This window comes from Apibacter sp. HY039, from assembly GCF_004023655.1.
Lineage (GTDB): Bacteria > Bacteroidota > Bacteroidia > Flavobacteriales > Weeksellaceae > Apibacter > Apibacter raozihei.
On record NZ_SAYM01000001.1, the window covers coordinates 513,395 to 528,065 of the forward strand.

A 14,671-nucleotide genomic window follows, 5' to 3' on the forward strand; every position below is an offset into this window, starting at 1 on the left:
TTATTTTTTTATTTTGGTTAATGCAGCTTGTGCTTCTTCAGTAACATCCGGAAATTCCTTATAATTATCAATTATCTGTTCCAGAATGTAAGTAGCCTGATAATTATCTTTAAGGTTATAATAGTTATCACTCATAATTAATAAAGCTTTAGCACCCCAGTACTGTTGATCTGACAACTTGGAAGTCAGAGTAAAGACCAGAGTGTTACTTGCATCATATTTTTTATCTTTATTTTTAAACATTGCATTATAATATAGTGCTTCAGCTTTAACTGCATTATTTTTAGATGTTTCCAGAGTAGTAAATAAATTACGGGCTTCTTTAGTCTTTCCTGTAAAGTATAAGCTTCTGGCTTTTATAAGATTAGCTTGTTCCATCACAGTTGCCGGATTTTTTGAATTTCCCAGCACCCGTGTCGCCATATCATTGGCTTTAGAGTATTCTTTATTATCAGAATAAATATACATTAATTCTAACTCGGCATAAGATTTATACGAACTATTGTCAGTTATGCGGTATAGATTTTCAAGATAAGCTTGCGCTTCTTCCTGTTTTTCCTGTTTTAAGAAGATTTGGGATATACGAACTAAAGCTTCCTCCTGGTTTTCATTGGCTACAGAAGCTACAGGTTTAAGTTGATTTAAAGCATTCTCTGTCTGATTTAACTGAAAATAACTTTCTCCTAAATAATATCGTGAAGTAATTTCCCGACTGGTATCCGGATATTTTTTCAAAAAAGTTTCGAAATTTTTTGCGGATGCTGCATAGTTCTTATTCAAAAACTCTTTTTGGGCGGAAATGAAAGTGATTTCTTCAGCATCTGATTTTGTAAGTGTATATCCTTTTTGTTTAACCCAATTTTCATATTCCGAACTTCTACCACTATCTATAAACGATGATTTAGCTCCGTTAACCGCTTGTTGTGCATAAAGCGTTTTAGGATATTGATCTGCGATACGGCTGTATTCGGAAATTGCTCTATCATATTGTTTAAGACCTGAGTAATTATCTGCTTTATTTAAATATGCACTTGCAACTAAATCGTTGTTCTGAGATATATCAATTACTTTTTGAAAGTAACTATTTGAATTTGTATAATCTTCCACGTCAGCATAAGCTGTTCCCAATTCAAAATACGCATCCGTTAATTTATCACTCTTAGGATAATTTTTGATAAATTTCTCAAGTTCGGAAATCTTATTTTTTTGTTCGTTTTTTAATCCGTAAATAATTGCTTTTTGGTATTGTGAATATTCGCTGTCATTATTGTTAGACTGTGATACCTGGTTGTAAAGCGAAATAGCCTGATCCAGATTATTGTTTCCCATTTGTGCGTCAGCAAGTCTGAGTTGTGCATCTGATTTATATTCCTCTTTGGGTTTTTTTAGATATTCCTGAAATGAAGTGACTGCTGAGCTAAAGTCTTTAAGTTTCAAATATGAATAACCTTCCTGATAAGATATTTGCTGCGACTCAGGGATTGTAATACCAGAATTACGGAGGTTCTGAAGATCTTCAATTGCTGTTTTATAATTTCCTGATAGATATTGGCATTCTGCACTCCAGTATAAGGAACGGGCGTAAAATTCAGAACCATTTTTTAAACTTTTAGCTTTATTGAATTCTTGAGAGGCTTCCTGAATTTTCCCTTGATTGTATAATTGAATTCCGTATGCATAAGCAACTTCTTGCTCTTTTAGTTTTATCTCAGGTGATTTGTTTTTAATTTTAGAAATAAGCTCTGAAGCTTCAGCAAAATTCCCTGAATTTATAAACGATTTTAAAAGTAATTCGTTTATTTCTGATGTATTTTGAGATTTCGGATATAAACGAAGATAATTACTTAAGACCTTAGGAGTAGATTCATATGGATTACCTAGTTCATAACTTAGCTTAGCATAGTTAAGATAGGCATTTTCCTGAATAGTTTTATCAAAATCCATTTCAGAAGCTGCTTTGAAAGCCGTAAGTGCTTCTTTTTTTCTATATGTTTTTAAATAAGAGTTGCCTAATTGGTAATATGCATTTTGAGATATAGGAGATAAGCTTCCGACAGTAATTTTATTGAAATAATTTACTGCTTCATCATATTTTTTATCATGGTATAGTACATATCCCATTTGATAATAATCCGACAAAGATGGGTTTTTAGAACGGGAGACATAAGTTTTTAAATAAGGTTCAGCAGCAGAATAATTTTTTTGTCTGAAATAGCTTTCTCCTATGATTTTTGATATTTCCGTATTCAATTCCGGATATTTATTAGTAGATAAAAGTGATTTTCCTTCTGAAATAGCAGAATCATACTCACCATCATTAAAATAAATCTGAACCAGATATGGCTTGATTCTCTCTGTAAAATCAGGGTTATTTATTAGAGATGTGAATTTTTCTTTAGCCACAATATGCTCTCCATTAGTATAGGCTATATGTCCCAGCAGATAAGTTACCTGATCTTTATATTTATCTGTGGCAGAACCTTTCTGAAGATTTTTCTCGGCGGCTGCATAATCCTGATTCATAAATTGAGCATAGCCAAGCTTAATATATTGATTTGCTCTTTTTTCCGAAGGTAGATTTTCTATGTTGACCTGACTTAGCTCTTGAACAGCTCTTGAGTAATCCTGATGGTATAAATAATAGTTTCCTAACTGCAAATGAGCACTTTCAGCTAAAGCGCTCTGAGGATATTTTACAGTAAAAGCATCATAATTACTTTCAGCACCTTCATCCTGAAGAATTAGTCCAATTAAAGCATCATAAAAGCTTGCAATCTCCTGCTGATAGGATTCTAAATGATAAAAATTAAGTAAATCATTAAGAATATACTGAGTTCCTCTATATGCTTCATCGGAGTATAATTCTTTGGCAGTAGTAAGTTTAAAATTTTTGTCATAGTAGATTTCCGATAGTTGGCCATTTACGAATAAATTAGCTCCTAATAAAGGAATAAGCCATTTGATGTTTTTTTGCATAATCAATAGTAAAAACTGTTATTTTCTTTTAATGTGAACTACTTTTTTGGTTTCAAAAAATTCTTCAGTAAAATAATCTGATAGATTATAAATCTTAGCACTAGAAAAACTTTTCAGCTCCTCACTTAAATCACCACCTTTTAAATACAAAACGCCGTTTTCAAGTAAATTGTTATTTTTTTGTAAAAATTTATCTTTGATCCAAGTCATGAAAACCGGCATTTGAGTCACTGCACGGCTTACAACAAAATCAAACTTTTCTTTTATCTTTTCAGCCCTTGAATGAGTTGCTCTTACATTATTTAAACCTAGTTCTGCGGCTATTTCTTCAACTACCTTTATTTTTTTTCCGATAGAGTCAACCAAAAGAAACTCACAATCAGGAAAAAGTATAGCAAGCGGAATGCCAGGAAAACCACCACCGGTACCTATGTCCAGAATTTTAGTTGAAGGTGAGAAAGAAATTACTTTAGCAATTCCTAAAGAGTGAAGAACATGTTTCTCGCTTAAAGCGTCTATGTCTTTACGGGAAATAACATTTATTTTGTCATTCCAATATGAATAAAGTTCCGGTAAACTATTGAATCTATTTTTTTGTATATCAGTTATATCCGGAAAATATTTATTTATTATGTCCATTAATATAAAGTATTGGCTGTAAAATTAATGAGATTTTTATTTAGAACGTTAAAAGATTTTTATTATTAGTTTGTCAGAAGTCAAATAAATCTAAGATAAGTGGAAAGAGAAGTTTAAAAAAAAGCCAGCCTTACTATAAGTAAAGGCCGGCTAAAAAAATCGGTTAAAGTATTATATCTTAATATTTTTCAATCACACGACCGTTTAATGCTTGTAAAGGTCTGTTATTTAAATAAGGTAAGTGATCTTCAATTTCATGTATTTCAGTTGAAGTTAAAGCAGTTGCCTGAGAAAATATAACCCAGCTAACATTTTCAGTACATGGAGGTGTAGTTAAAGAACCGCCATAGTAGTAATATCCTCTTTCTTTTGGATAAATGTTTTCCGGATCAAATTGAATGTCTACATTGATTGCCTGATTTTTTTTCAAGTCTTTAAATACATTTAAAGTTTCGAAAGCTAAATTGTCCTCAATGCCTTCTTTAATAAAAACGGCAACCACTAAGTTTGTTCCGTCATCTGCAGTATGGACAAAGTGCAGTTCCATTGGATAACTTATACCGCTTACAGTATGTTCAGATCTGTGGTGTGCATGAAATTGTTTCAAATGGTATTTTTTTCCGTTAAAAGTAGCGTACGCACCTTCTTTAAATACAAATTCCAGGGTATGACCATTATCCATTATTTCTTCTACATCCCCATCTTTATAGTCAAATGTAAGGTTGTAATTTTGAGTGCCTAAAGTATAGCCTGTAATGTTAATTGGTGATTGAGATTTTCCGCAGTTACACGTTTCTCCCCAATTGGTGTTTTCATAATTCCATTCAGAAGAGTTGTTAGCAGTGTTGTCTATTAAAGTATCATCGCTAGAGCAATTAATAAGAAATAATAAAGCGAATAAAAAAGGAATGTTTAATAAATGTTTTTTCATCGTTTTTCAATTATAAATTTATTTGACGCACTCAATTTCAAAAGTTATACCACAAATGAGATAAATTTATTAATTATTACACTATCTATATATCATATAAGGATAAATAATATCTATATTTCGATCATTAAATAAAAATAATTATATCATTATATTTTATTAATTCTTCAAAAAAATAAATTAGATAGTTATAAAAGCTATGCTTATAAAATTTTTAAATAGTGTAATAATAATTTCTTATTTAGAAAATGACTCAACCTTAAAATAAATAAAATAGTCATATATTTTTATTTTTATATATCTCATAATTAGTAAGTTATTTTTATTTTTATCGAATATCTATCGCTGACTTGCTGTTATGTTTAATGCGTTTAAGTTGATATTAGCATAAAATATATTTCTTAATTTTGTTAAAAATTTCTTAAATTTTAGTTTTTATTAGTAATTAATTAGAGATACTTATATTGCTTTTGTTATTTTTATTTTTGTAAAAAAATAATTTTAGTTTGGAACAAAAAAAATTAATTATTTTTAAGCTCGAAAGGATTTTATAGAGAATAATAAGCTAGGAAATGAGTTTTTTGTAGTCGTTTAAAGTTCTTTATAGGAGTAATAATTAGTTTTCCGAAGTATAATATGTTGAAAGTATTAAATAACATTAGGAAATACATGATTATTTTTACCAAAGGTTCACTCTGAAAGTAAAATATTAAATCCTTCTCAAATAATTCTTATCATTATTCTAAAAAGGTAAATTAGTATCTAAAGTAATATCTTTGTTCAATAATTTTTTATACATGAATTTAGTTTCTTTTATTAAAAGTGCTACCGGTTTTACAGCAAAAGGTATCGAAAACACAGTGAAATTGTTGGAAGAAGATTCCACAGTCCCTTTTATATCTAGATATAGAAAGGAAATGACAGGGAATATGGATGAAGTCCAGATACAAAAAATAGTAAAATTGAAAACTGAGTTTGAAGAAATTGAAAAGAGAAAGGAAACTATTCTTAAGAGTATTGAAGAACAGGATGCTTTAACTGAGGAATTAAAGGATAAGATCCTTCATTGTTTTGATAAAAATCAGTTAGAAGATTATTATCTTCCCTATAAAAAGAAACGGAAAACCCGTTCAGTAACGGCAAAAGAAAACGGATTGGAACCTTTAGCTAAAATAATAATGAAGCAAAATCCAATCAACGATTTGGAAGCAATAGCTTTTAAATATTTGTCGGACAAGGTTCCAACGGTTCAGGATGCTTTGCAGGGAGCAAGAGATATTATTTCGGAGTGGATCAACGAAAATGAAACTATTCGTGCGCGAATAAGGGGGCTTTTCCGACAATCTGCAATTATAGAATCCAAACTGATTAAATATAAAGAAAAGGAAGAAGAAGCTCAGAAATATTCAAATTATTTTGATTTTTCAGAAGCACTTAAAAAATCCCCTTCTCATCGTTTACTGGCTATGATTCGGGGTTCTAATGAAGGGTTTTTAAGAATAAAAATTAAGGTAGATACAGAAGAGGTTTTTGAAATGATGGAAAGATTCTATTTAAAAACCCGTCAAAAAGAAATTGCTGAACAAATTGCAACGGCTGTAAAAGACTCTTATAATCGTTTGCTTGAACCGGCTTTAAGCAACGAAGTTTTTCAGGAGGCTAAACTTAAAGCTGATCAAACTGCAATTCAGGTTTTTTCTTCTAATCTTGAGCAATTACTGCTTCAACCACCTTTGGGTGAAAAAAGAATTCTAGCTATAGATCCGGGATTTAAATCGGGTTGTAAAATAGTATGCTTAAGCGAGCAGGGAGATTTGCTCCATAATGATACTATATATCCTCATCCACCTCAAAGAGAAGCTAAGGAAGCTGTAAAAAAAATAAAGTCAATGGTAAATGCATATAAAATTGAAGCGATTTCTATTGGTAATGGTACAGCCTCCAGAGAAACTGAGCGCTTGATTCAGTCAATAGCTTTTGATAGAGAACTTAAGGTTTTCGTAGTTAGTGAGGCAGGAGCTTCAGTATATTCAGCATCTAAAATAGCAAGAGAAGAATTTCCTTCTTTCGACGTAACAGTCAGGGGGGCCGTTTCTATTGGACGAAGACTATCAGATCCATTGGCAGAGCTCGTAAAAATAGAGCCAAAATCAATTGGTGTTGGGCAATACCAACACGATGTCGATCAAGGACTTCTTAAAAGTGAGTTGGATGCCGTAGTAGTTTCCAGTGTTAATAATGTAGGAGTTAATTTAAATACGGCAGGTAAATTTTTATTATCGTACGTTTCAGGTATTGGTGAAAAACTTGCAGAAAACATTGTTGCTTACAGGCAAGAAAACGGCTCATTTACATCCCGGCAAGAATTAAAAAAAGTTCCTCGTTTAGGAGAAAAAGCATTTCAGCAGGCTTCAGCCTTCTTACGGATACCTGCCTCAGAAAATCCGTTGGATAATTCTGCCGTACACCCGGAAAGCTATTCATTAGTTAACAAAATGGCAAAAGATCTAGGTGTAAAAATTGAACAGTTGGTTAAAAATAAAGAAGAAATAAAGAAGATAAATGTCGAGAATTATATTTCAGAGCAAGTGGGATTACCTACCTTAAAAGATATTATTAAAGAGCTTGAAAAACCCGGATTAGACCCTCGTAAGCAAGTTAAAATTTTTAGTTTTGATCCTTCACTAAAATCTATTGAAGATTTAAAAATAGGAATGAAAGTACCGGGTATAGTTAATAATATTACCAATTTTGGATGTTTTGTAGATATAGGGATTAAAGAGAGTGGTTTAGTGCATATTTCGAAGGTTGCTAAAGAGTTTGTTTCAGACATAAATTCAGTGGTACGTTTAAACCAGCATGTTGAAGCTAAGATTATCGAAGTGGATTTACCAAGAAAAAGAATACAGCTTTCATTAATAGATTAAGTACATTTTTTATCTGTTTGATGGAACATGAGCATTTTTCACCTAAATTAATGGGAGCATAAAGTATGGTTATAATTAACATAGGTAAATTATCTTAATTTTTTAAATGTAATTTTTAATTTATAATAGTTTTTTTTATTAAAAGCTTGTAAAAGTATATATTAAGATAAAAACCGTATATTTACAGATATTTAATTCCAATTATAATAAAGTATATATAATTAAACTTTTTAATAATTCGGATAAATTATCTGTTATGAAAATTAAATACATTTATTCGTTATTGCTCGTAGTATTTACTGCTGCCTATTCCTATTCTCAATTAGTTGAGAATCCATGGGTTAAAATTATTGATCACAATGGAACGTCTGATAATATAGATGTTGATTGTGATTATAAATATTACAATGGTAAAACTATTAGGTTAACAGCCCAATATCCTGTTTTAAAACAAACAAATACATATGAGGTAACATCAATAAACTATCCATCAGATATAGATTTTTCCAAAGGAACCGCTATAGATATAACTCAAGGTCCGGGTTCTAAACAAGATGATATTTTTAGTGATAAAATAAAGCTTCCTTTTGAATTTTGCTTTTATGGAGTTAAATATAACTATATTATTATAAGTGATAATGGTGTTGTTAGTTTTGATATTTCTCAGGCAAAAAAGGATTGTTCTTATAGAATAGCAGGAAATGTTCCGAGTTCAGGTTTGCCAAGAAGTGCTATTTTTGGTGTTTACCATGATATGTTTATAGGTGGAGGTAAAGATCAAAACGGTAAAATTAGAATTCATCAGGAAGGAACAGCTCCCTATAGAAAGTTTACTGTAAGTTATGATAATGTACCTCAATTTACCCCTATAAACGAAACTATTTATTCATCTTCTCAAATAGTTTTATATGAAACACTAAATGTAATAGATGTTTACGTGGGTGAGAAAAAATTAAATCCTAATACCCGTAAGGAAAAGCGTTCGGTTATAGGAATTATGAATTCTACAGGAAGCTTGGGAGTTTCTCCACCCGATAGAAATACAGGAGAATGGGAAGCCAGTAAAGAAGCTTGGAGATTTACCCCTAACGGAAAAACAGACATTTCAGTAAAATGGTTTAATAGTAATAATGTCAATATTGGTACAGGTAACTCTATTGATGTTTCTCCATCTGCTGATACATCATATAAAGTACAGGTTTCTTATAATGGATGTACAATCATTACAGTTGAAGATATTATAAATGTGAAATTTTCAGATGAATTTCCTACAGCTAATCAAGTTAATGTAGGTCCATTCTGTATTAATCAAGGTGAAAGTTATACAATTAACTTAAAATCCTATGAAGATAAAATCAATTCTGATAATAAAATGACATTTACCTACTATAAAAACTCAAATTTAACCATACCTATATCTGATGAAGAAGCTGTTAGCTATTCTTTTTCATCCAATCAGACAGTATATGTTAAAGTTTTAAAAAGTGGAATTTGTTATAGTATTGGAACAATAAATTTAAAATTAAATAAACGTCCCGTTTTAGTTAGCGGAAAAGAATTTAAAGTTTGCGATATAGGTAATGACAATAAAGAGGTGGTAAATTTGTATTCATTTGCACATGGAGTACCTTCAAATGTAAGCTATGTTTTTTTAGATAGTAATCAGGTTGAATTATCAAGTACGTCTGCGAGTAATTATTTGGTAGATGTAACATCTTCAGTAACTAAAAGCCAAACGTTTTATATAAAAGCATGGGACAAAAATATAAATGATAAAGAGTGTTACACAATAGTACCCTTTACAATCAGATTAGTTAAAAAAATTGAATTAAAATCCGATAAAGTCTATATATGTTCTATAAAAGAAGGACAGCTGGTAATTGAAAATCTAACTAAATACCGAAACTTATTACTAACAGATGCATCTGATAATCCCGCACTAAATTCAATTGTTTGGGAATTTTATGAAAATTCGACTTATACCCAAAAAATATATGATCCGGAAAATTATTTATTAAAATTAAATAAAGTTATTTATGTAAAAGCTTCTCATCCGGATTTTTGTCAGGATAGCAGAACGGAATTGATATTTATGGAAGGAACAGATTGTGACGACCAGGAAGATCCAGAACCAATTCCCGGAGGTTTAACCCCTTATTTATGTGATGTTAAAGACCCGGAAATTATAGATTTGGGATCCGGTGGATACTTACCTTTATTCTTTCAAAAAACTTCCATTTCCTGGAGTTCGGTAGAAATTTTAGGTTTTTATAAAAATGCAGCTTGTACTGTAGCTTTGCCTATAACAGGTACAGCACCAAAATATTTATATAGTATTACTCCTCCATCTAATTTTACTGTCTATTTAAAATATAAACTACCCTCAGGTACCATAGGAGTTAATTCATTAACATTCTTGGTTTCAAAATATGAAAATTTTGATGTTAAACTCTTTACAATATGTGACACATTTAACGATGGAGAGGAAAGAATTGATTTAGATATTTACAAAAAAATGTTATCAGGCTTATATAAGTACAGTAAGCCTGCACCTACTTTTGGAGAAGATCCGTATGATGAAGTTATATTTTTTGATAATAAAGAGGATAGAGATTTATTTCTGGTTGATGATAAGCATCTGAATGGAATGATTAAAGATAGCTATTATACTTTAAAGCTATCTGATAATCCTAAATTTCTTTATGCGGTTGTAAGATTTAATAGGTGTAGATACTCCTATGATATTCAATTCTATCTTGAATCAATTGAGGTTAAAGAAACGCCAGAATATATTGTATGTGATTTTAACGATGATAAAGTAGAAAATATAAATATTGTAGAGCTTATTCTTAAAAATAAGAAAGATGCATCAGATTTAAATGATATTGAATTATTATTAACTAAAGAACAATTAGAGGATCTGAAGAATCCAATTAGTGATTTATATACACTTAGTTATTACTCAACTTTAAATCTTGCTCATGCGGGGAATATAGAATCAGCTACAGACCCAAGGAAATTTGAACTTAATCAAAATCTCATACCATCTCAGATGTCTGCTTACGTGAGATTAGATTTTAAAAATCAATGTCAGATAATAGTCAAAATAAATTTTAAATTTACTACGGCTGTAAAACTACCTAAATATAAAAATTTGATTGTTTGCGATTTAGATAGAGACAATAAAGAAAAAGTTGATCTCTCTGAAATTATTGAAAGTTCAAATGGAGCCGTAATCAAATTTTTTACGAGTCAGAAAGAGGCTGAAAATAATGATATTGGAAGTTCCGCATATATTGGGAAATATACAGATGAAAGTACTCCTGTTTATTTTAATGCAGATGCAGGATTATCTAATCCTTTAAAAATTTACATGAGAGTTGATGATGGCGAAACCAGCTGTTTTAAAGTTTTACCTGTAGATATAACACTGGTAATGGCTCCTGATGTACCCAATACAAGTTTAACAATTTGTGATTTTGAAAATGATGGAAAAGAACTTATCACTTCTTCGAATATAAAACAATACATAATTGATCCTTTGATTAAAAATAATCCCGAATTAAATAATACCATGTTGTTTGAATTTTATTATACAGAAAGTCAGGCAAATGAAGGTACAGATAAACTTAGTTCTTTCTGGATAAATCAAAATACTGAAATTTGGGTTAAAATCATTTATAATAATTGTTTTAAGGTATACAAATTAACATTTTCACTAGCAGAATCTCCAAAGCTGAATTCTAATATTTTAGTAAAAATTTGTAATAATAACACAAAAAACAGTGATGAGACAACAGTTAATGAAGTTGTGAATTTAAATAACTTCAATAGTAAATTTTTAACAGATTCTCAGAAGGTTGATGATTTTATATTTAAATATTACAAATCTTATGATCAGGCATATAGCGATACTTCTAAAATTTCTGCTGGGACAACTGTAATAAATCAACTACCTATAGTGTTTTGGGTCAGAGTGGAGGATAAAAACGGGTGCTTTAGTATTGTTTCTCTGAAGATAGAGGCTTATCCTGAATTAAATGTGAACAATATTACCGATGAAATTTGTAACGATGAAAAAAGAGTATATGTTGATTTAAATACCTTACCGGCTCAGATGATTGGATCCGAATATAACTTAACGGATTTTAACATAACATTTCATTCTACAAAATCTAATGCAATTAATAATGTATTAATCAATACTCCTGAAGAATATGAGGTAAGTGAAGGAAGTGAAGTATGGGTAAAATTTGTTTATAAGCTAAATTGTGAAACCTCGGGTTGTTGCTTTATTATTCGAAAAATAAGTTTTAGCGTTCCTTTAATACCTAAAGAAGTTGGCGGTTTCATAAATATTTGTGATGAGTCAGATGGAATTTTGGATAATACCTATGTAATTGCTGATCTGGACAAATACAAAAGTGAAGTGGTTAGGGAAGACCCGGCGTATATCGAAGAGCATTATAATTTTACATATTACAGGGAATATGAAGATGCGGTAAATGTAACAGCGGGAAAAGCAGAGAGCCCGATAAATTTTACCATTAAACAGGAAGAGTTGGAAAAACCGTCATCACCTACAGATCCTTTATTTTATCGTATCTATATTAAAATAGATCGAAAAGATGGTAAATGTAGTACAGTGAGCTTCTTATCTGTAAATGTAACTTCAAAAATACTTTTAGATAATGAAGAAATCGATGTATCTGTTTGTGAAAATAAAGATTTAAACGGTATTGTTAACAGTGTAGATTTAACAGCATTTGCTAAACAGATAATTAATTCAAAAGACGCAGCTTTCACATATTATCAAAATGAAGGTGATGCAAGAGCTGCTAAAAACCCAATATTAAATCCATCAAATTATACAACTAAAGTAGTACGCAAAGAAAGTATTTATCCGGTTGATGAGGTTTTTGTTAGAATTAGTGATTCAAAAGGACTCTTATGTGATAACCTGGCTAAAATAAAAATTAAAGTATATCCATTTATTAATATTGAAAATCAGACCACAGAAATCTGTGAGTATACTTCTGAAGGAAATAAAACTATAGTAGATTTATGGGCATTACAAAAACAGATGTTAGCCTCAATAGGTATTACTGATAAAGAAAAATTAGAAATTATATATAAACAAATCCGTATAATTTTCTTTAATGATGCAGATGTAGAAATTGGAAGAGTAGAAGATACACAGGCGACAATACCGGAAACTATAACAAAATATTCACCACTAGCAGGGAAATTGAAAGAAATTATAAAAGTTAGATTTGAATATAAAGACCTGACTTGTTATTATGATGGTTTAATTACTATAGAACAAAAAAATACTCCAAAACCAGATGCATTGGTTTATGTAACTTGCGATGCTGATTTGAATGGAAAATATGACGATGTTTTATTAAAAGATATAGATCTTTTGATAGTATCGGACTTAACACGAAATAAAATATCTTATTATTTAACAAAAGAAGATGCTATAAATGGAACATCTTCCATTGACAAAAATAAGTACTTTGAGATAAATATGGAACATGTTTATTATTTCAGAGTAGAAGATAGTACAACCAGTTGTATCGGTATTAATACATTAAAGTTCGTGACACATCCGGTAATCTCTTTAAAAGATGGTGAGCTTGAAGCCTGCGATAGTGACTTAGACGGTTTTACATCATTTAATTTAAATTTGCTTACCCCTGAATATAAGGTCTTGCCAAAGGCTTCAATAAAATATTATAAAAATGAAAAAGATGCTAAAAATGCAAACAAGGATGAGGTCTCCGGAAGTGATACGAGTATTCAAGAACCTGAATTATCTAACTACTTTAATGTTATTAAATATGAAGACTATGTTTATGTAAGAGTTGAAGACTTAGACGGTACTTATTGTCCTTCGGTTGCTAAAATAAAACTTAAAACGTATTCACCAGAGGTTCCGGAACAAACAGTTTACATGTGTCCGGATACCGAGACAAACCTAGACGGAGGAAATTTCGACCAATACGTTTGGGAGTTTAATGGTAGAATTATAGGTAATTCAAGATATGTAAATGTAAATCAGTTTGGAATTTATAAATTAACGGTTACTAAAAATTTGAATTATGGATTATCCTGTACACTGACCTTCACTATTGAAGTTAAAGAACTAGAAAAACCTGTGATAATAGATTTGAACCAGGGTAAAGATTATATTACAGTAATAGCTAAAGGTCCAGCCCCTTTAGAATATTCAATTGACAATATCAATTGGCAGTTGAGTAATACATTTTCGAATTTGGAACCGGGTATTTACACTTTTTATGTCCGTTCGAAAGCAAATGGTTGTGAATCCCTAACTTCTCAGGGTATAATTTTTGGTATTTATAATGTCATTACTCCTAATAATGATGGTTATAATGATGTTTGGAGGATGTGCGGATTACACCTGATAAAAGAGCCATCTCATGTAAAAATATTTGACAGATATGGTAAGTTGGTATTTGAAGAAAAGTCTCATACTTGTTTTGTCTGGGATGGTAAATATTTAGGAAGGGTGTTACCGACTGCTTCTTATTGGTATATTGTAACAATTTCAGATGGAAGACAATATACAGGCTGGATTATGCTCAGAAATTTTAATGAGAACACAAGATAACCGAAAATAACAACAAAAAATCAGGATATACAATCCTGATTTTTTTTGTAATAAATAATAAAGCCGGTACTAGACCGGCTTTAAAAACAAAAGATAATATTAGGACAACAACTTCCTAACAGTTTCTGAAATTATTTTTCCATCTGCTTTACCTTGTAATTTTTTGGTTGCAGCACCCATTACCTTTCCAAGATCTTTAATGTCTTTGGCCTCAGTTTCTTCTATAATTTTTTTTAGTTCAGTTTCCAGATCTTCAACTGATAACTGAGCAGGTAAAAATTGTTCTATAACTTTTGATTGAGCAAGTTCGTTTTCTGCTAATTCCTCCCTTTGATTAGCTTTAAATTGCTCGTAAGCCTCTTTTCTTTGCTTCACTAGCCTTTGTAATAGGGCAATTTCCTGTTCCGGTGAAACTTCGCTTGTTGTACCATCCGTTTTTAAAAGTAATAGTTGAGACTTAATTGCACGCAGAGACTCAAGAGCTACTTTATCCTTTTCTTTCATTGCGATTTTCATCGCATCCATTATTTTACTTTCTAAACTCATAAAATTTTTTTTTTG

General features: G+C 30.6%; 6 protein-coding genes. 2 read left to right on the plus strand and 4 right to left on the minus strand.

Annotated elements, in window-relative coordinates; translation table 11 throughout:
* The 3 genes from EQ921_RS02330 to EQ921_RS02340 all read right to left on the minus strand — a co-directional run bounded on the left by EQ921_RS02330 (position 1) and on the right by EQ921_RS02340 (position 4,546).
* Complete coding sequence (locus EQ921_RS02330) at positions 1-2,976, minus strand: tetratricopeptide repeat protein (RefSeq protein ID WP_128330409.1); 2,976 nt, start codon at positions 2,974-2,976, stop codon at positions 1-3.
* A gap of 18 nt (positions 2,977-2,994) precedes the next feature.
* Positions 2,995-3,615: a 16S rRNA (guanine(527)-N(7))-methyltransferase RsmG gene (rsmG, locus tag EQ921_RS02335; RefSeq protein ID WP_185144502.1), complete on the minus strand. Its 621-nt coding sequence runs from the start codon at positions 3,613-3,615 to the stop codon at positions 2,995-2,997.
* Positions 3,616-3,793: 178 nt separating this feature from the next.
* Positions 3,794-4,546, minus strand: a complete 753-nt coding sequence (locus EQ921_RS02340; protein WP_128330411.1) for a carbonic anhydrase — start codon at positions 4,544-4,546, stop codon at positions 3,794-3,796.
* A 797-nt stretch (positions 4,547-5,343) separates the two neighbouring features.
* Between EQ921_RS02340 and EQ921_RS02345 the strand changes: the two genes are divergently transcribed.
* Positions 5,344-7,473: a Tex family protein gene (locus tag EQ921_RS02345; protein ID WP_128330412.1), complete on the plus strand. Its 2,130-nt coding sequence runs from the start codon at positions 5,344-5,346 to the stop codon at positions 7,471-7,473.
* A 256-nt stretch (positions 7,474-7,729) separates the two neighbouring features.
* Positions 7,730-14,110 carry a T9SS type B sorting domain-containing protein gene (locus EQ921_RS02350; protein ID WP_128330413.1) on the plus strand — a complete coding sequence of 2,127 codons (6,381 nt, stop codon included), beginning with the start codon at positions 7,730-7,732 and terminating at the stop codon, positions 14,108-14,110.
* A 99-nt stretch (positions 14,111-14,209) separates the two neighbouring features.
* On the opposite strand, the gene EQ921_RS02355 is transcribed toward EQ921_RS02350, so the two are convergent.
* Entirely contained in the window at positions 14,210-14,656 is a 447-nt protein-coding gene (locus EQ921_RS02355) for a GatB/YqeY domain-containing protein (protein ID WP_128150832.1), read from the minus strand.
* Positions 14,657-14,671: the final 15 nt, after the last annotated feature.